Source organism: Actinomyces ihuae, from assembly GCF_001457875.1.
Lineage (GTDB): Bacteria > Actinomycetota > Actinomycetes > Actinomycetales > Actinomycetaceae > Pauljensenia > Pauljensenia radingae_A.
Window position 1 is genome coordinate 1,250,711 of the sequence record NZ_CZPX01000005.1, and the last position, 20,069, is coordinate 1,270,779.

At 55.4% G+C, this 20,069-nt stretch carries 11 protein-coding genes; 8 read left to right on the forward strand and 3 right to left on the reverse strand.

Annotation, left to right across the window (positions count from 1 at the left end; genetic code table 11):
* The first annotated feature begins 7 nt into the window (after positions 1-7).
* The 7 genes from BN3002_RS10145 to BN3002_RS10175 all read left to right on the forward strand — a co-directional run bounded on the left by BN3002_RS10145 (position 8) and on the right by BN3002_RS10175 (position 14,741).
* Positions 8-1,594, forward strand: a complete 1,587-nt coding sequence (locus BN3002_RS10145) for an AMP-binding protein (protein WP_074026238.1) — start codon at positions 8-10, stop codon at positions 1,592-1,594.
* Positions 1,591-7,323 (forward strand): non-ribosomal peptide synthetase, encoded by a 5,733-nt coding sequence (locus BN3002_RS10150; RefSeq protein WP_058237729.1) that lies wholly within the window; start codon positions 1,591-1,593, stop codon positions 7,321-7,323. Before BN3002_RS10145 ends, BN3002_RS10150 begins: the two co-directional genes overlap by 4 nt.
* Complete coding sequence (locus BN3002_RS11215) at positions 7,320-8,333, forward strand: saccharopine dehydrogenase family protein (RefSeq protein ID WP_058237730.1); 1,014 nt, start codon at positions 7,320-7,322, stop codon at positions 8,331-8,333. The genes BN3002_RS10150 and BN3002_RS11215 overlap by 4 nt, the downstream gene beginning before the upstream one ends.
* 31 nt (positions 8,334-8,364) lie before the next feature.
* Positions 8,365-9,030: a class I SAM-dependent methyltransferase gene (locus BN3002_RS10160; RefSeq protein ID WP_058237731.1), complete on the forward strand. Its 666-nt coding sequence runs from the start codon at positions 8,365-8,367 to the stop codon at positions 9,028-9,030.
* 99 nt (positions 9,031-9,129) lie between these two features.
* Positions 9,130-10,842 (forward strand): ABC transporter ATP-binding protein, encoded by a 1,713-nt coding sequence (locus BN3002_RS10165; protein WP_257525634.1) that lies wholly within the window; start codon positions 9,130-9,132, stop codon positions 10,840-10,842.
* A complete protein-coding gene (locus BN3002_RS10170; protein ID WP_058237733.1) occupies positions 10,839-12,593 on the forward strand; it encodes an ABC transporter ATP-binding protein in 1,755 nt (584 codons plus the stop codon). The genes BN3002_RS10165 and BN3002_RS10170 overlap by 4 nt, the downstream gene beginning before the upstream one ends.
* Positions 12,594-12,890: 297 nt before the next feature.
* Positions 12,891-14,741 (forward strand): phosphoenolpyruvate carboxykinase (GTP), encoded by a 1,851-nt coding sequence (locus BN3002_RS10175; RefSeq protein ID WP_371935779.1) that lies wholly within the window; start codon positions 12,891-12,893, stop codon positions 14,739-14,741.
* Between the two features lie 257 nt (positions 14,742-14,998).
* Here the strand turns inward: BN3002_RS10175 and BN3002_RS10180 are convergent, their stop codons facing one another.
* The 3 genes from BN3002_RS10180 to BN3002_RS11370 are packed head-to-tail and all read right to left on the reverse strand — an operon-like array spanning position 14,999 to position 16,921.
* On the reverse strand, positions 14,999-15,760 hold the full coding sequence (locus tag BN3002_RS10180) for an ABC transporter permease (protein ID WP_257525638.1): 762 nt from the start codon (positions 15,758-15,760) through the stop codon (positions 14,999-15,001).
* Complete coding sequence (locus BN3002_RS10185) at positions 15,757-16,710, reverse strand: ABC transporter ATP-binding protein (RefSeq protein ID WP_257525640.1); 954 nt, start codon at positions 16,708-16,710, stop codon at positions 15,757-15,759. The genes BN3002_RS10180 and BN3002_RS10185 overlap by 4 nt, the downstream gene beginning before the upstream one ends.
* A complete protein-coding gene (locus tag BN3002_RS11370; RefSeq protein WP_257525642.1) occupies positions 16,700-16,921 on the reverse strand; it encodes a hypothetical protein in 222 nt (73 codons plus the stop codon). Before BN3002_RS11370 ends, BN3002_RS10185 begins: the two co-directional genes overlap by 11 nt.
* Positions 16,922-17,085: 164 nt before the next feature.
* Between BN3002_RS11370 and BN3002_RS10195 the strand changes: the two genes are divergently transcribed.
* Positions 17,086-19,887: a Cna B-type domain-containing protein gene (locus BN3002_RS10195; protein ID WP_058237736.1), complete on the forward strand. Its 2,802-nt coding sequence runs from the start codon at positions 17,086-17,088 to the stop codon at positions 19,885-19,887.
* Positions 19,888-20,069: the final 182 nt, after the last annotated feature.

Sequence of the window (20,069 nt, forward strand, 5' to 3'; positions counted from 1 at the left end):
ATTGATTATGCGAAAATTCCTGTCTGTTTTAGAGGATCTGGAAAACGAAAAAAACAAAGGTATAACCTTTATTGTGCGCGGCGAGGAAAGTTTCCTCAGCTACTCTGATCTTTACCACCAGAGCCCGAGAGTCGCAGGGAAACTCGCTGCCCGGGGAGTGCGCCCAGGTCAGCACGTGGTCTTCCAGCTCACCGGTAATCGCGATCTTATTGATTTGTTCTGGGGCTGCATCTGGCTGGGCGCCATACCTGTAGCTGCACCGCCAGCCGTGTCCACCAACGATCAGGAACGTGTAAGCCGCATTGCCGACATGCTGCCGGACGCTGTGATTCTTACCGATGAACGTACTGCGCCGCATATCCACAGTGAACGGTGTCTGCCGGTTCAGACAGTTAACAGCACTGAAACATACGAAGAACTGCCTCTGTCTGAGACAAACGGCGAATCCATTCGGCTGGTGCAGATGTCGTCGGGATCAACAGGAGACCCCAAAGGCATCATCCTGACTGAGGAAACCCTGATGTCTGCAATGCAGGCGACCATTCCTCGACAGCCACAGCGTTTTGAGAACTGCATGCTCACCTGGTTGCCGCTCACGCACAACTTCTCACTGCTCGGCTTCCATGTCTATTCAATTTTCCGTGGTTATTCACAGGTTCTGATGCCGACGTCAGACTTCATCATGAACCCGCTGAACTGGTTCGAAGCCATTTCACGCCATCGAGCAACCGTAACAGTATGCCCGAACTTCGGGTTTGTTCATGTTTTGCGTTACCTCAAGGCGCGCGGGATTCCCGAGGGAGCCTCCTACGATCTGTCCAGCGTGCAGAAAATAATCAGCGCATCTGAACCTGTTGACAGCAGAGCAGCCCATGCCTTCTGCGAGGCTCTGGCGAAATTCGGGCTTCGGTCCAATGCCGTTGTCGTGGCCTACGGTATGTCAGAGGCCTGTCTGCAGATTTCCACCACTCAGATATATGAGCCGTTGACGGCAGTGTGTCTGGATCGAGCCCGTGTGGCGATCGGTGCGCGCTATGTCGATATTGCCCAACCCGACGGAGCGGAATTCGTATCGGTTGGTCAGGCAGTACCTGGGATGGAAGTGTCGATTCGTGATAACGCCGGTGAGCAGCTGTCCCTTGACACAGTGGGTGAAATCTATATTCGTGGAACCTCCTTGACACACGAGTCGATAGGCATGAACGGTGTTGTTGAACATGATCTCACCTCGGATGGATTCCTTGCTACCGGCGATATCGGGTTGATTCACGAGGGCAACCTTTACGTCGTTGCCCGCAAGAAAGACATCATTTTTGTTAACGGGAAAAACTACTATTCACCGGACCTGGAATCCCTGTTGATGACAAAACTGGAGATCGAGACAGTTGTCTTGGGACGAACAGACCCGCAAAGCGGTGAAGAACAGGTGGTTGTGTTTGTTCCCGTGACCGAAAAGAACGTCAGCGATAAGGACATTATCGGCGTGATGGCGACCGATGCCGGAATTCCGGTCAGCAGGATTATGCGTATTGACGCGATTCCGCATACTGCCAACGGCAAAAAGTTGCGTCGAGAGTTGGAGGTCCTCCTGTGACGGACGCACAGACTGTATGCGACATCCTTGAATCAATCGTGGATGTCACGTTTGAACCTCATGATCTGCTGCGGGCTCGTATACCCAATTCGATGATGCTGATGCAAGCTGTGCTCGGCCTTGAAGCGCGTTTGTCAGCCACCATAGATCTGTCCCGACTGGACTATGACGCAACTGTTGGTGACCTGGTTGGAATTATCGAAAAACGGGCGGAATCTGATCAGGCTGCCGATCCCGATCACGAAATCAGCCTGAGTCCGATCCAGATTGCGTATCTGCTGGGATCGGAAGAGGACATTGAACTGGGCGGGCAATCGACATTCATTTATGCTGAAGCCGCCTTTGAGACGAGTGCTCATGAAGTTGCTGCCGCTGTGCGTACAATCGCTCAGCGCCATGATGTCTTTAGCTACCGTCCCGACCTGGAGACAGGTACGCTGAAGCGCACCGACTCCAGCATTTCGATAGAAACTCAAGAGGATGATTCGCCATCAGCCCGGTCGCGCGTGCGAGAGGAGCTGATGGAGCAGGCACGGAAGTCGAATGAAGACGGGCCTTTGGTGGGAGTGCGCATTCTCGGCAACGAAAACGCTTCACTGTGTGCCTACTTCAACATGGTGATCATGGATGCCGGATCACTGTATGTCTTCTTCCGCGAGCTCCGAGACATTCTGACAGGAAAGGATCTTCCTGAAGCAATGCCCTTGAGGCAGGCTACCCGGCTCACTACTGAGCATCTTCAGGCATCTGTGCGGCAGCGTGACCTGGAATACTGGCGCACGAAAGTGCAGGACTTTCCAACGCCTACGTGTCCTGCCCACCGCGTGATGGGAGATCACCCCTGGCACACAGAGCGACTGAATAACCGTCTGGACGCGGACCTGTCACGCAAACTGGAACGCGTCGCTGAAAAGGCAGGTGCGAGCCTTTCAGCTCTGATCCTGGCTGCATGTTCTGCTGTTGTCTCACGATGGAACAATTCGCCGGGATTGATGTGCAACGTGACTGTTTCACGGCGAACTGCACTTGATCCGGGGAAGTCAGTGATGGGCGATTTTACGTCATCCATGCTGATGGGAATTGATGTCGACAATCCTGACACTATCGGTGAACTGGCATCAACGATTAGTCGAGACATGCATGACGGAATCGTGCACGGCAGCGTCAGCGGGGTGGAGGTGATGACTGAATTCCTGCGCACGGAAGAAAACCAGGAACAGGCCACAGCTTCGATTGTCTTTACAAGTTATCTGGGTGGCTCGTCCAATTCTGACCTGAAGATTGACTATCTGTACACTCAAACAGCGCAAGTCAGCCTCGACATGCAGGCAATGCCGGCGGGAAATGGGCAGATTAACCTGTCGTGGGACGTGGTGCCCGAATATTTCCCTTATGCCACAGACATGTTCGAGTGCCTTAAGTCGCTCCTGGCTCGCATCGCAGATGGTCACGATGCGTTGCCCGTGGTTGATCAGGCCACCGTCATTGAGTCCGAAAAATACAATTCGGTTCGGGCCGGCGACTCGGTGCGAACCATGCTCGACCTTGTCAGAGATTCAGTGCGGAAGTACCCGACGCACCAGGCAATCATTGCCGATCCCGGCTATACCTATCAGGAGCTGTGGGAAGCATCGGGTAACGTGGCAGCCTATCTGCGTGAAAAAGGTGCGCGCGAGAAAAGCACAGTCATTATTGAATTCGCTAAAGACTCTGCCGACGTTGTCGCCATGGTCGCGGCGTTGCGTCTCGGTGCCGCTTATGTTCCAGTTGCAGCACATCTGCCTGCATACCGTCGCGATGCGATCCGCCGCCTTATCCCAGGGTCCGTTACGATCACGACCGACGAGGCTCTGCGTGAAAGCCGCGTGAAGCGTGAATTCGTCTCAGATGCATCGCCATCGCGTGAAGATCTGGCATATATCATCTTCACGTCAGGATCAACCGGCGTTCCCAAAGGCGTGGAGATTTCCCACGGCGGTGCAGTAGGGACCATCAGTGACATCAACGATCGCTATGGAGTCGATTCACACTCGCGAATCATTGGTTTGTCGTCCCTGGGGTTTGACCTGTCCGTCTACGACATCTTCGGTTCACTTGCTGCCGGCGCCACACTTGTCATGGTTCACGATGAACGAGACGCCGACCGGATTATCGATGTTCTGCGCACTCAGGACATCACTGTGTGGAATTCCGCGCCGGCCCTCATGGAACTGGCACTGCTGCGCTGCGAGCAAACAGACAGATTCGACTCTGTCAGGACAATCATGCTCAGCGGTGACCGCATTCCGGCATCGATGCCGGCGCGTGCGCACGCCGTGTTTCCCAACGCTCAGATCTACAGTCTCGGGGGCGCAACGGAGGCCAGCATATGGTCGATTCAGTTCCCACTCGACGAGGACAGCCTCGATAACCGAATCCCGTATGGTTACCCATTGGCGGGCCAGGGAATTCACATCCTGGGATACGACCTGACGATGTGCCCACGAGGTGTGCCCGGTGACATCTGGATATCAGGGCAGGGAGTCGCTCTGGGATACGCCCGCCAACCTGAGCTCACGGCAGAGGCATTTCGTGACATACCCGGACTGGGACGGTGCTACAGGACCGGTGACATCGGGCTGTTCAATCACGAAGGATTCGTTGAGTTCCTTGGCCGTAAGGATCGACAGGTAAAGGTATCTGGACACCGGATTGAACTGGGAGAAATCGAATCAGTACTGAGCAGGTCCGGGCTGGTCATCACGTCGTGTGCGGCAATCATGGAAGGGGCGCACACCCCATCGTTGGTATGCGCCTACGTGCCGCGTGATGGTGTCCAGGGCACACAGATCCGCGACGAGCTTGCCCAGCAGCTGCCGGACTACATGATCCCGCGTGCGTTAATTCCCGTTGATTCCATACCGATGACAGTGAACGGGAAGCTCGACCAGAAAGCCTTGAAGGCTTTATTCGAAGGCACAATCAACGATAATTCGCCATCGTGTGATAGCGGGGAGAGTGTTGCCGGCACCCCCAGTGATTCAAGCCAGCTGAACATGCAAGAACTCTTCGAAGAAGTCTTGCACACCCGCGTCGAGGACCCGTCCGCCTCTTTCTTCGCTCTGGGTGGAGACTCTCTGAGATTCCAGATGCTGCTGAAATTGATTGGAGAACGAACCGGCAGACGTTTGAGGTTCCGCGATCTAATTCGCAATCCCTGTGTCCTCCAGGCGGCGCAACTGGTTGAATCGGCCCAGGCGTCTGAGCAGTCGCACAACGCTATGACTGCAATCGAACATGATCCATATGCGCCATTCCCCTTGACTGAGATGCAGATGGCCTATTACGTGGGGCGTCAGCAGGGATTCGATCTTGGCGGTGTAGGTGAGCACTTCTATATTGAATCTGTCACCCATGCTGACATGCAGCGCCTGGAAAACGCTCTCAATGCGGTGATTCAACGACATGAAATGCTGAGAGCCGTCTTTACCGATGATGGCCGTCAGCGTGTCTTGCCGGAAGTTCCCCGCTACACCGTTGACGTCAAGGATCTGCGCTGTGCCTCAGACAGCGAAATCTCTGAAGCCACAATGCGCGAACGCGAGGCGCTTAGCCACGAATGCTTTGATTTGGGTACATGGCCGCTGTTCCGACTGCAGGCACACGCGTTGCCGGATGGGACTCATCGGCTCTTCTTCAGCATCGACATGATTATTGGCGATGGGGCGAGCCAGCGTATCTTCATCAAGGATCTTGCCCGAGCGTATCGAGGCGAAGAGTTGCCTCCTGTGGCGGGATCGTATCGAGATCACGTGATCGCAATTAAGCGCATACAGGATCAAAACCGCGCCAATGCGTACAGCTCGGAAATCAAGCGCATGATGGAGGAATTCCCCCTCGGCAATGTCCTGCCGGCGAACACGAGCGTTGTCGCCAGGCCACATATGCGCAGAATGTCGTGGGACGTTTTCGAAGATCTGGTGGAAAAGATCAGGTCTTACGCCGCACAGCAGGGAGTATCCCTGTCCACAGTCCTGCTCTATGCATATGCCTCCAGCCTTGCTTTGTCTTCGAGGGAGGGCAAGATCGGCATCAATGTCACGACGTACAACAGGAATTACGACCTGCCTGGAATCGAAGAAATGTTCGGAGATTTCACGGGTATCGCCCTGATAGATTTCGATGAATCGGAGGGCCAGGACGCATTGCCACGGATCCAGCAACTCCTTCTTGAACAGATAGACGATTCCCGCTCAGGTGTACAGATGCTGGCAGAAATGGGGCGTCTCCAAGGGTTCGCAGGACAGGCCCTGGCGCCATTTGTGTTTACGTCCCTGCTTTTTGATGCGAAGAAAGCCGAAAACTCCGTGCTCGGGCACATTGAGTATGCGATTTCGCAAACTCCGCAGGTTCTGATCGACCACCAGGTTCTACCAACAGCACGCGGTTTGAACATCTCCTGGGACTTCGTTGAGCAGATCCTCGATCCAGCCCTGATGGAACAGATTTTTGCGTACTTTAAATCCTCCCTCCGTCAGTACGCTGAGTCAGGGAGCCTGAGTTCCACCGTGCCAGTCGAGGTATTGCGAACCATTCGGCATTCGTGGGCATCCACGCGAGGCGCAGATATCGACACGCGCACTCCAACGGTTCAGGCAAGCAACGATTCCACCGAACTTTCTGGAAGCATTCAGCAGATTCGCCGATGGCTTCATGAGGACTACGCGTTGGACTCGCAGACTGATCTTGATGAATCACTCTTCAACGTCGGCATCGACTCTCTTGGTTTTGTTCAGCTGGTTCAGAAGGTGCAGCGCTATGCGGGCGGCAAGATTCCACTCGCCCAGGCGCTGGCCAGTCCCACGATCCGCACACTCGCTCAGCTTTCGACCCGCGTGGTTCAACAGGATGAACGGTCTTCCTCGCTCAGCCTGCTCAGGCAGGGCGACCAGGAACTGGTCATCGTGATGGTGCACGGCGGGTTCGGAACCGTCGACATATATCGAGACCTGGCGCTGGGAATGAAGGCGGGGCCTCAGATCTGGGGATTGAAGTTTGACTACTTTGCCCGGCAATGGCCCCAGCACATCAGTGTTGAAGAAATCGCGCAGCACTACCGTGCCGAGATTGACCGACAGTTCGCCCCGTCGACGCGTTTTGTCGTCGTGGGGTGGAGTGCCGGCGGCACGTTGGGGCACGCTCTGGCGTCCCTCCTGGCGTCACGGTGCGAAGGGCTGGTGTTGTTGGACAGCCTGGCTCCGGGCGCCCATGCCCCCGTTGGAGAATTCACCCTGCAGGCCGATGAGACAGTGCTGAAACGAGCCGGTGTGGTGTATGAGAAGAAAGCAGCAGGCCTGCTGGAGCTGTGGAGCAGCGTCGAGAACGATCCGCAGGCGGTGTGTAAGATCGCCCAGACATTCTCCGACTCCCTGCTCGAAGACCTCGGTGTCTGCGCCGGCCAGGTACGTGTTCGCGACCTGTCCACCTTGCGCACCCTCATTGCTGCTCGAAACGAGTACGCGCCATCTTATTGCGCCATTCCAACCCTTATCGTCGTTCCCGACGACGGTGAAGCTTATAACTACGCGGACTGGGCGAAGTTTGCGGACTGTCGCCAGACAGAGAAAGTAGTGGGAAACCATTATTCCTTTGTCATCGGCCCAACGAGCGCTCCGACAGTTCAGGCAGTTGAAGAATTCATTACTCACACCTGTACACGCCAATCAGTGAAGGAAGCAGGCCAGGCATGAAAATTCTGGTGATGGGAGGAACCGGTGTCACCGGAACTCGCGTGAGAAAGCTGCTCGCTGACAGCGACGCCGTCGTTGACTACAGCTCGCGGCACGAAAGTGACGACCCGCATCAAGTGACGCTCAACCTGTCGGGGTCGACATCGAGAATCATCGATGTGCTCAGCACATATGACTGGGTGATCGCATGTGTCGGTCCCTTCGAAAAGATCCTCGACAAAGTAGCTCTGCTATGTATGAAAGCAGGCACCAACTACATTGATGTCAATGACTCCATCGATGCCAGGGAAGCGATCCTGGCGCTTCCTGCACGGGATGCCGGAGTGGTAATGGTAACGGGCGCGGGCCTGTGTCCTGGCCTGTCGACCGCTCTGATGATGAGCATTCCGACAGACGACATCACGCAGATTCGTGCAGAACTCACCATCGGGAAAGGGCAGCCATCCGGTGCGGCTGCCGTGCAGTCAATGATGTCGACAATGCATGGCGGCTATCGGATGATGCAGAACAGGCAAATAGTGACAATCCCGCATCAGGTACCTGCAGAACGATTTGTCGGGTACGAGTGTCCCGATATCGGTGCTGTGGGCAAAGTATTTCCCCAGGTGCAGGACTACAGCTACTTTGTTGCCTTTGAAGCACTGTCCGGGCAGATGGTGACAGCTTTGCAGCAGAAGAGGATTTTCTCTTTGCCGGTGATTTCCACCTGGCTTGCCAGGAAAGCATCACGCAGCGTGTCGAGGAAAGCCCTCGAGGCAAATCAGCCTCATCCTGCGTCCCTGTCGATCGCGATGCAGGGAAAGTCTGAACTTACCACTGTGTCGTTGTCAGGGTTGACTTCGTATGAATTCACTGCGGTGGCGGCGGCCAGCGCAGCGCGATTCCTCGTGTCGGACAAGATCAAACCAGGAGCCTACGAGGTTGCTGATCTGCCGAAACTTGCTGACTACCTGTTGGCGCAATCCCAGGAATATGGTGCGCGAATTTCCCGCACCCAGCGAGGCTTGTAAGACCAGTTCGCCAATCTTGAATGGAGAAACCGTGAAGTCGTTTTCGCAGTGGAGCATGGATCGCCCCAGAAAGCTCCGGCGGTATGAAGAGACAATCCACCCGCGTTTTCTGAAGAAGTATGCCGGTGAATCTCTGACATTTGACGAGATCTACCGTGAACTGTTGTCGCATACACCTCAGGGGTGGCAATTGCGTGCAGGTGATGTATTGCTTGATATCGGCTGTGGAACGGGCTGGTTTGCGCGAAAACTGTCGATGGAGCCGCATTGCGCTGGCACCACTATTCATGGTGTCGATATTTCGCACAACGCCCTGAACATTGCCCGCGCTAGGCAGCCAAAGCAGACCAGCGCTGCGCGAGTCACCTACACGCAGGCAGATCTGATGGATGGCTTACCTATGAAAGCCGCCCGTGGAATCTGGTTTTGCGGAGCATGGCATCAGATGGGAGATGTCAGGAAAGCTCTTCACCATGTCGCATCCGCGCTCGCAGACGACGGTCTTCTTCGTATTCAGACCTATTGCGAAGAAACGCCCAACAAACAGCCAATTGACACGGCACTTATGCGTCTTCTCGGCCACTACGTCTTCCGTCCGGGCGAGATTGCAAACATCGCGCATGCATGTGGCTGCGAAATTATCCGCGAAGTGCGCAAGGGAATGGTGACGCTATGCACCATGCGTCACGCGCACTAAAGGATCCGGGTCGTGTGGCCAGCCCCGTTCATCGAGATCCAGGCTCTTTGGTCACTGTGAGAGGAATGTGAAACATCGATGAATGTGCTGAGGGCTTGTGTGAAACCCCATCAGGGCAAGTATTTTCTTTCCGTACTCTTGGCAATAGTGGCGGTGCTGTGCGGATTCCTTCCGTACGTCGCTGCTTCTGCACTCATTGCCAGATTGCTCGCAGGACACTCGCAGGCAGGCTTTTACGTATTGTGGTGCGTGATCGCTGTTCTGGGCCACATCGCGAAAGCGCTTCTTTCAGGTGCATCCACACTTATTTCTCATCGCGCAACATTCGCTGTGCTTTCCGAAATGCGCCGGTCGCTTGCGGTCAAGCTCGATCGTGTCCCCATGGGATATCTGATCAATACTCCTTCGGGCGAGCTAAAGACGGCATTCGTTGAGCGAACCGAACAGCTTGAGGTGCCTCTGTCCCATGTCATTCCGGAGCTGACGGCAAACGTGATGGTTCCACTTGGAATAGTGGTGTACCTGTTCGCCCTCGACTGGCGAATGGCACTCGCTTCCTTGGTCACAATTCCAATCGGCATCTTCGCGTACATGATCGGCATGCGGAGCTACGCGGAAAAATACGGCCGCGTTGTGCAGGCGAAGAAACATATGGGCGCCGCCATTGTTGAATATGTAGGTGGGATCGAAGTGATCAAGGCCTTCAGCCGGACCGACTCCTCCTACCGGAAATTCACTGAAGCTGTTCAGGCTAATTCCGGTCTGATGCTGGATTGGATGCGCGCAACACTGCCATGGACTGCCATCATGATGAATGTGTGGCCGGCGGTTCTGGTCGGGGTGCTGCCGATAGGGTGCCTCCTCACAATCAACGGGACCTTGCCGGCTGCGACTTTCGTGACGGTCATCATCCTGTCGCTGGGAATCATCGAACCCCTTTTTACAGCCATTTTATTCACCAGTGATATTTCGAAGATCTCGACAGTTGCGAACGAGCTGAATTCGGTGCTTGAGCAGCCTGAGATGCAACGACCGTCCACCCCGGTCAAACTCGACGGATCGGAAATTGTCATGAAAAACGTTGAGTTTTCCTATGAAGACGAGCTGGTTCTAAAGGGGGTAAATCTCACGGTGGCTCCAGGAAAGGTGACTGCGCTGGTGGGGCCGTCCGGTTCAGGAAAGTCAACAATTGCCCGGCTGATTGCCTCGCAATGGGATGCGACAGGCGGAACAATCACAATCGGCCGGCAGAACATCCGCGACATACCGCTCAGCCAGATTTCTCAGACCATTGCCTATGTTGCTCAGGACAATTATCTCTTCAACGACACGGTTATGAACAATATCCGAGTCGGCAGGCCAGATGCCTCTGATGATGAGGTGATTGCCACTGCGAAGGCAAGCGGTTGCCATGAGTTCATCATGGGACTCGACCACGGCTACGACACGCGCGTCGGATTCTCCGGTGGGCATCTATCAGGCGGGGAGCGCCAACGCATTGCAATAGCCCGAGCGATGATGAAAGATGCACCGATCATCATTCTTGATGAGGCAACTGCCTACACGGATCCGGAAAATGAGGCGGTTATTCAAGGTGCCGTCAGCCGTCTGGCTCGAGGCAAGACCATGATCGTCATTGCGCACAGACTCTCTACGGTCATCGACGCCGACGCCATAGCGGTTGTGGATGACGGTCGCATTATTTCCTGCGATACTCACGACAATCTTCTGGCTCACTGTCCGCTCTATCACCACATGTGGGACGCGCATGAATCGGCACGCGATATGGCAACGGAGGTTGCGACGAAATGATCTCGATATTCGCAAAGTTCTTCCGTTTTTCGGGCACGCACCGACGCTCCTGGTACTGGGCAATTGCGTTGGAATGTCTACGGTCGCTGGCCACTTCCATTCAGATCGTTCCACTGTTCATGGTGTTGTTTGCACTTGTCAATGGCACAATGACAGCGCGCATCATGTGGATCAGCCTGGGACTTCTGATAGTTTCGGTCGTTCTGGCATCGGCCCTTCACTACGCCGGATACAGCCTCGAGATGCAAGCGTGCTACCTGATGCTCGATGACAAACGCATCAACATTGGCCAGCGGATGCGTTTCATGCCGATGGGCTTTTTCAACAAGCGCAGCCTGGGTAACTTGACCGCAGTTTGCACCTCGACGATGGAAGATCTGGAATCTCTGGCTGGCAACATCGTCGTGCGCGTGCTGACCGGCGTGCTTCATGCCACGATCCTCAGCTGCGGATTCATCATCATCGACTGGAGGATCGGTCTGCTGTATCTGTGCGGCGTGGCCGCCATGCTGGTAGTCAATTCCCGAATGATCGTCCTGTCGCGCAAATATTCACCTGCCCGCCTCGATGCTCAGACGAGGCTGGCAGATGCAGTGATGGAGTACATCCAGGGCGTGGGAGTCGTGAAATCATTCGGGATGTCCGATCGCCATAACACATCGATGGACACAGCTATCGGTGAGGCCGAACGTCAGAACTATCGGCTGGAAAAGGTCAGTATTCCGCCGACCATGATTCAACAGATAGTGCTCAGAACCTTCTCCGTTGCCGCGATTGCTGCATCCATATATTTCTATGTCGCAGATTCGATGAAGCTGTTTGTCTGTCTGCTCGTCATCGTTGGCGCGTTTTTTGTGTACAGCAAAATCGAGGTTGCAGGCGCTTTGTCCTTCATGTTGCCGTCGATCGACCTGGCAATGGACCGAGTCAATGAAGTGGAAAACACACCGCTGATGACTGAGGCAGGCTCCATTACGCATGCTGACACCAGTGATTTGGTCCTGAAGGACGTGACATTTTCATATGGCGAAGACGAAGAAAATGCAGTCATACACGGCGTGAACCTGACAATTCCACAGGGAACCAGTTGCGCCATCGTCGGCCCGTCAGGCTCTGGGAAAACAACGCTCATGAAGCTGATAGCCCGCTTCTGGGATGTGCAGGGCGGTAGCGTGACGCTGGGTGGGCACGACGTCCGGGAATGGTCCTATGACAGGTTAATGGATCACTTCGCGATGGTGTTCCAGAACGTCTATCTGTTCAGTGACACGGTCGAAAACAACATCACATTCGGCTGTCCGACAGCTACTCATGAGGACGTGGTGCGCGCTGCCCGACAGGCCTGCTGCCATGACTTCATCGAAGCCTTGCCTGATGGATACAGCACTGTGCTGGGAGAAGCGGGCGCGACACTGTCCGGCGGTGAGCGCCAGCGCCTGTCGATCGCTCGTGCCCTGCTGAAGGACGCGCCGATTATTCTGCTGGATGAGGCGACAGCCAACGTTGATCCAGAAAATGAAGCTGAGCTGCAAAGCGCGATCGAAACTCTCACTCGGAACAAGACAGTTGTGATGATTGCTCATCGCCTGAAGACTGTGAGAAATGCAGACCAGATTGTCGTTCTTGACCATGGGTGCGTTGTACAGCAGGGACAGCACGATGAACTGAGCAGACAAGACGGAATCTACCGTGACTTCGTGAATACCAGAGAACGAGCGATCAGCTGGAAGATTGCCACCGCATCCGACTAGGCCAGGGGACAGTTTCCATTCGGTATGAAGGCTGTTTTCAGAACGTGACAATTCGATTGTAGAAGGCGATTGATTGCCTCAGGTGCCTGCGGCGGGCAATGAGAGCGAAGCCGGCAGACCCGCCGCACCGAGGATGACAGAGTGAACCAGGTGTCAGGATCGGTGTGCCAGGCCCTGAGCCGGCGCGCGGCGCTTGGACGTGACTGTGGTCCCAGAAAGACTCTGTTGAAATCGCTATAGTTAGGATACCCAAAAGATAAAGTTGGGGTAGCCGAAATAAAGTTGGAGAGGGGTCCGATGAGGATGTGTGACGTTCAAGGAGCACTCCGCGCTGGCGGCGTGACAAATCCCTATGTGGTTGGTTTTGTGCGCGAATGGGCAGAAATCACGCAACCAGATGCCATTGAGGTGATCAGTGCCAGTGACGACGAGCGACTGATACAGGAGGCGCTGGAAGCCGGTGAGATCTTTCCGGCAGGAAAAGAAACGTACTATTCGCGCTCATACTACAAAGACACTGCGCGTTCTGAGGAACGAACGGTGGTTGCCACGCATAGGGAAAGCGACCAGGGTGTTTTCAATAACTGGCACAATGCTGATGAGGTGGATGAGCGTCAGCGGTCGCATATGCACGGTGCCCTGCATGGAAAAACCATGTACGTTGTGCCGTATCTGATGGCTCCTCCTGGCTCCGCGCTCGAAGTGTGGGCACGAGGCGTTGAGCTGAGCGACAACCGGATTGTTGTCCTGCAGATGATTCGCATGGCACGCGTCGGGGTCGAGTACGTCAACACTGACAATCAGCCTCGTGAGTTTGTGCGCGCCATCCATGTCACGGGAGATATAGAGAATCTGGGACAGGGAACTGCGGATGACCAGCGCTTGTTTGCCACCCTTGCGGATGAGCGCACCATTGAACACTTTGGTTCTGCCTATGGCGGTAACGCATTGCTGGGCAAGATCGCCCACGGCCTGCGTCAGGCTTCATACGACGGCTGGGTGTCGGGGAAGTTCCTTGCCGAGCAGTTCATGCTCATCGGAATTCACGATAAGGTGACTGATCGGACACGCTACGTGTGCGGCGGCTTCCCGTCAGCTTCAGGCAAGACAAATCTGGCAATGATGTTGGCGCCAGACGCCCTCGGCGATCGTTACGAAGTGTTCTTCTACGGGGATGACATTGTCTGGCTGCGGGTCGATCCCGACGACGGGCGCGTATACGGTATGAATCCAGAATACGGAGCATTCGGCGTTGCCAAAGACACGAACTGGAAGTCGAATCCGACCGCTATGGAGTCGATCCGTCCTGGGAGCCGTGCGCTGTTCACCAACGTTGCATACAACCCGGACAGGCAGGAAGTATGGTGGGAAGGTAAAACCCCTGACTACCCGGAGGACGTGACAGGATGGTACGACTGGACAGGTAAGCTGATCAGCGATCGTCCCAAGGAAGAGCAGCGCTCATCGCAAAAGGGCTGCGAATGGTCACACCCGAATGCTCGATTCACCACTTCGCTGCGCAACGTCCCGAACGTTGCTCCCGACTATGAAGATCCGAAGGGTGTGCCGATTGACGCAATCATTTTTGGCGGCAGGGTAGCCAACCGCGAGCCCCTCATTCGGGCAATTACAGATCTTGCTGAAGGCGTTTACGATGGTCTTACCCTGGGCGCTCAGGCAACGTTCGCGGCAGAAGGCAAAGAAGGTGTTCTTCGATACGACCCGATGTCGATGCGTCCGTTCATGTCCTATCCCGAGAGTGATTATGCAGCTCACTGGCTCAAGATCCTCGGTAAGGCGACCCACCAACCGGTTTTCGCTCACGTCAACTGGTTTGCCCGCGATGATGAGGATGGGCATTTCCTGTGGCCGGGGTATCGTGACAACCTCCGGGCATTGCTGTGGTTGCTTGACCTCAAGGATGGTCGAGTGACAGGGCGCTCAACACCCGTTGGAATCGTTCCAGAGGTCGACGAATTGAACCTCGATGGTTTTGAAGGATCGCGCGCAGACCTGGAGAAGATCCTGACTATCGACCGTGAACTATGGGTCAAAGAACTGGATAACCGCGAAGAGTATCTGAACCAGTTCCACGATCTTCCCGACGAAATATGGGAGGCGCACCGTCGAATCTGTCAGAATATCTGACAGGGCAAGGATACAAGAGCATCAGTGCCCGCTGGCGATCTGGGGTCCGGCGGGCACTGATCATAAGTTGGCCCGCATTTTCCTCCCTGGTGTTTGTCCGTGTGCTCATTGTCGTTCGTACCAGCTGTCACTGTCTGCAGATTGGCAGATGGTCTTCGCGTATGCCAGATGTCCTATAACCCGACTTCCGTTCGCCTCAACAGAAGAAACCTCGACCGCTGCGCTAGAGCAGCTCCATTTGCTGAGCGGATATAAGGTCAACGAGAGGAGACTCTGGGCGAACCCCATGTCATAGTGAGCGTGGCGAGAGCCAGAGTGAGCGCGGTGAGGCCGCAGACCACCAGAACGCTGGCGACTGGCCATGAGTCCCCGGAAAAGGAAGCGTGGACAAGCCGTGCCATGTGGTACGAGGGAGATGCGGTCAACCACTTGCGGACACCGGGTGCCAATGAATCAACGGGGAAGAACGCGCCCGATGTCATCATGAGCAGAATCATCAGCATATTCCCCAGACCTGTGGCTGCGCCGGGGCTAGGGAGCAATGCCGCCAGTGCGTAACCGAAAGCAAGCATCGCGACCTGGCACATGATGACTGCTGCGAGCAGTGCGACCGTGTTGCTCGGTGTTTTCGCCTTGAAAATCAGCACGGCGGTGATGAATGCGGTGACTGGCCCGACCATGCCGAGCACGAAATTGACAGTCATGTCGGATGCCAGGTAGGTGACGGCAGATAGAGGGGTCATGCGAAGTCGCGTGAGTAAGCCGGAGGACCGCATGAATGTGTGATTGTGAGGGATGACAGTTGTCCCGATAATGAGCGTTGACATCACCATCACACCAGGCAGCATGTAGTCGATGGGCCCTTGTCCGCCGAACTCAGGGATGCTCTGGTTGCCGAAAATAAGGCCCAGCACCAGCAAGAGTCCGGGAGAGAAGATGAGAAGAAAGAACACTGCCGCGGGTTCGCGCAGCTGCGATGTGAAGAGGGCGCGAGTGAGCGCCCGGTATCCGCGCATCATCGCCCGTCCTCCTTTTCAGTGGCGTGTGTCAGCAGCAGGAAGACGTCTTCGAGCGTGGGCTGTTTGAACGTCATGTCGGTGACGCTGATTCCTTCATTGACTAGATCTCTTGCAACCTGTGCGACCACATCCTCCTCGCCCGTAACTTCCCACGTGGTCTGCGAGTCGGATTGGCCTGCGTGAGGGGTGGCTCCATATCTGTGGAGCGTCGCGAGTGTTCCTTCGTTTAAGGGGATGTGGGTGGACAGTGTCAAGGTCTGGTGCGGCGCGTATCGGTTGATAAGTTCATTCGGACTTCCTTCAGCAAGAATGTGTCCCTTATCCATGATGGCGATCCGATCGCAGATCTGTGCGGCTTCCTCCATCGAATGAGTAGTCAACACGATGATTTTGCCTGCCTCGCGCAGGGTGCGAAGAATGTTCCATATGGAGTGCTTCGTATGAGGGTCGAGGGCGGACGTGAGTTCGTCGAACAGCAGCAGTTCCGGCTGGTGGATGAGGGCGAGCGCGATGAGCACGCGCTGACGCTGCCCGCCGGAAAGCTTCTCCACACGTGCATCGGCTTTGTCATCGAGCAGGAGGTCGCTGATGAGCTGCGCTGAGTTGAGGCGGTGAGAGTAGAAGGCGGCGAAGAGGTCGAGGGTTTCGCGCACCGTCAGGCGAGGCGGTAGTGCCGCCTCCTGATGCTGACTCCTTAGGTGCTGAACCAGCTGCGCATGACTATCGGCAGGGTCGTAGCCTAGGACTTCCACATGGCCCGAATCAGGAGTGTCGAGGCCTTGAATCTGATTGAGCAGGGTGGTTTTTCCTGATCCATTTGGTCCAAGTAAGCCAAAAATCTGGTGTTTCTCAACGGTCAGGCAGATGTTGTCAAGAGCGATGACGTCGGCAAAGGTGCGCCGGACGTCTGTGCACACAATGGCGGGCATGGATTCTCGCTTAGGAAACATGTGGTGGTGTCTGGGGAAGAAGCTTGTTGATCTGATCGGCCGGCAGAATCGCAATGCCGCGTTCGGGGTCAGCAAGGAGAAGGACATCATCGCCCGGCTTGTATCCGAACATGTCGCGAGCTGGAATGTCGAGGGCTGTCGTGCGCCTGTTTCGAAATGTGGCCAGGGTCCGTGGCGAGTGGATGGGCTGTGAAGTCGGTAGATACCCCAAGGGAGTCCTTTTGCTCTGACGTTAAGCCAGGCTGGGTCAGACGCAAGCAATTTACCGCTATGCAGGAATTCACACACGAGAAAGGTGGAAAAGTGAGATGATCGAATAGTTTGAGGAATTTTCGCTGGGATCGGAATGACGACATGCGTAGTGTTTTAAGGCTTGTGACCAGTCTCCTTACTGTTTCCCTCGCTGTTGTACTGACACCCAGTGGGATTGCGAGGGCAGAGGAGCCCCCCTCATGGGACACAATCGTTTCCCAGGCAGCCCAGGCGACGCCAGGTGCTGAGACCACAGTCGCGATTGACAGTGATGTCAGTGCGACAGCAGACAAACCGCTCGTTGTTCCGGAGGGTGCGAGACTGACTCTCACGGGCAGTGGAACTGTCACGGGAGTGGGCGCCGACACAGTGACTGTGGCCGAAGGCGGGAGCCTCACGCTTGCCGGCCCCTCCTTCACGAACTCACGAATCGTTGTGAACGGTGGAACGCTGGACTTCACTGACGGATCCGTCCACGACACATCGCTCACCGGACCTGTCATCTTCGTCAAAGACGGCGAATTCAACATGACTGGGAGCGCTGACTTTTCGAGGAACAATGTCACTGATACCTCCGGCACCCTGCCTGAAGGGGTGAATGAGGGCCTCTACGCACCGATTACGATCTACGGCGGTGACGGTGTCAGCATTGCCGGCGGAACTCTTCAGGAGAACCACGGCTACCAGCGTGGTGGTGCGATAGGCATTTGGGGAGCTGAAGGTGCTCCTGTACCCGTTTCCTTGACCGGTGGGGAAATATCCGGCAATGATGCGGTTCATCCCAAATATAAAGGATTCGGTGGAGGCGTGTATGCGAGTTTTGCCAACGTCACGCTTGATGGAACGACAATCGCAAAAAATACCACCGAAATTGGCGGAGGAATCGCGATTGATAATGGAGATAGCTTCAACTTCACGAGCGGAACTGTCCAGGAAAACACCAACGGTGATTACGCCGGTCAGGGCGGCGGCATGTACATCCATGATGTCAAAGATGTGGAAATCTCTGGCGGCACGGTCGAAGGCAATACTGCTAAAGGTCTCGGAGGAGGGATCGCGCTCGGTGGTGGCAAAGATGTGGAAATCTCCGGCGGCACGGTCGAAGGCAATACTGCTAGTGGTCACGGAGGAGGAATCGCTCTCGGTGGTGGCGAAGCCACGATCAGCGGAGGAGAATTTGCGCACAACGTGGCCCTGAAAGCTGGAGGCGGACTCGCGTTCTACGGTGAAGCTAAGGTAACGATGAAAGCCGGCTACGTACACGACAACGTTGCGAAGGGCTTTTGGGGCGGTGGCGGTATCTACAACGATTCCGATTCGATTCTTACCATTGAGAACTCTCTGATCCGCGGCAATGCAACCAAAGACGCATTCCTTATCGGGGCAGGAAATCACCTTCCCAGCACGCAGGGTGGCGGTGTGTGGAACTGCGCAACGGGCACAACCACCTTGAACATCACCAAGGGCGTCGCGATTTTCGATAATTCTGCCCCAGATGTTGGGCGTAATAAGGAATACAAAGGTGCAGGAGACGATTTTGCAAGCGTCGCTGAGCATACTTTTGGCGCGGCTGAGCCGGAGAAAGGCCACCCTGTCTTCATAGGCGAGCGCATGCTTGGTGGTGCAGAGAGAATGTGGTACCAGGATGGCTCGATTTTCGGTAAGCGCTTGAACTGGCCGCAAGAGCAGCAAGAACCGCGATACGTGCAAGGCGGCGACAACAAGCGGGTGGAGAATAACAAACTCTACACAGTGAATAAGGCCTTTAAGTCGGTTCCGAGTGATCAGGCAAAGCGACTGGCTGAACGTCTTGCCACTGTCAGAATCGAAAATAACCTCGCCACTGACATGGGATTTAGCGGTGGAGGCATTGCCAACAACGGACAATTGTTCTTTGGTGAAGATGCCTGGAAACTCAAGATCAAGAAATCTTGGAGCAACGATGACCCGGGTGTGCGCCCAGACAGAATTACGCTGGACGTCCTCGTTGATGATGTAGAGGTCGTCAAAGGTATCGAGCTGTCGGAGGCAAATAACTGGGAAACAACTATCGATAACTTCCCCAATCCTCAGACCTTAGTCGATGCCGCAACAGGTGAACGCATCCCGCTTAAGTTCAAGGAAAGCGGCGCGGACGGTTACACCATGAAGGTCTCAGAAACTTCGGATGACAAGCAGAAGACCTACAGTGTTGCGCTGACGAACCGGATCCTCACCTCTGTGGGTGTGTCGAAGTCGTGGCTTGATGGTGAGGATGCGTTGGGTGAACGTCCTGGCAGTGTTGTGGTTGAGTTGTTGACTGGTGGGGAGCCGACTGGCACGACGTTGACTTTGTCGGCGGATAATTCGTGGTCCGGTGTGTTTAAGGATTTGCCGAAGTTTGACCATGGCGTCTTGGTTGAGTATTCGGTGCGTGAGGTTGAGGTTCCTGGGTATCGGTCGGTAGTGGCTGGTAACGCCGTGGACGGCTTCACGATCACAAACAGAGCCCTCACAGCTGTTCCCGTGACGAAGAAATGGGTGAACCACGACGGCGCAGCGCTCAGTGACGATATCCCACAGTCCATTGACGTTGAACTTGTGGCTGACGGTGAGCCAACTGGACAGAAACTCACTCTCTCAGCAGACAACTCCTGGTCAGGCACATTTGCCGACCTTGAAATGTTCAATGCAGACGGCTCCGCGCCCATCGTCTATACAGTCAAGGAAACACCAGTTGACGGCTTCAGTGCCCGCATCACAGGAACTGCGACTGACGGATTCACCATCACGAACTCGAAGAATCCGCCTCCGCCGGGTACACCACCGTCACCGCCGACCATCGTGAACACGGGGGCGACGGCTGGAGGTGCTGTAGGAGCGAGCATTTTGATGATCACCCTGGGCGCTGGCCTGCTCTGGTACCGCCGCCGAGGAATCCACTGAACTCAGGAGGTGCATCAGTTCTGAGCTGTTGAATCTCCGTGTCAGACGGGCGCGCGCTGGAAGACTCTGTGCTTCAGCGTGCGCCCGTTCCTCGTTGGCAAGACGGTTTTGGCCAGCCGCCCTCGTCGGTAAAACTGACCAGACGCGGCCTCCCTCGTCGCAGTACGGGCTGATTGCACGCG

Coding starts and splice junctions, on each gene's coding strand:
- BN3002_RS10145 (WP_074026238.1), top strand. CDS start 8: ATGCGAAAATTCCTGTCTGTTTTAGAGGATCTGGAAAACGAAAAAAAC.
- BN3002_RS11215 (WP_058237730.1), top strand. CDS start 7,320: ATGAAAATTCTGGTGATGGGAGGAACCGGTGTCACCGGAACTCGCGTG.
- BN3002_RS10170 (WP_058237733.1), top strand. CDS start 10,839: ATGATCTCGATATTCGCAAAGTTCTTCCGTTTTTCGGGCACGCACCGA.
- BN3002_RS10175 (WP_371935779.1), top strand. CDS start 12,891: ATGAGGATGTGTGACGTTCAAGGAGCACTCCGCGCTGGCGGCGTGACA.
- BN3002_RS10180 (WP_257525638.1), bottom strand. CDS start 15,760: ATGATGCGCGGATACCGGGCGCTCACTCGCGCCCTCTTCACATCGCAG.
- BN3002_RS10185 (WP_257525640.1), bottom strand. CDS start 16,710: ATGTTTCCTAAGCGAGAATCCATGCCCGCCATTGTGTGCACAGACGTC.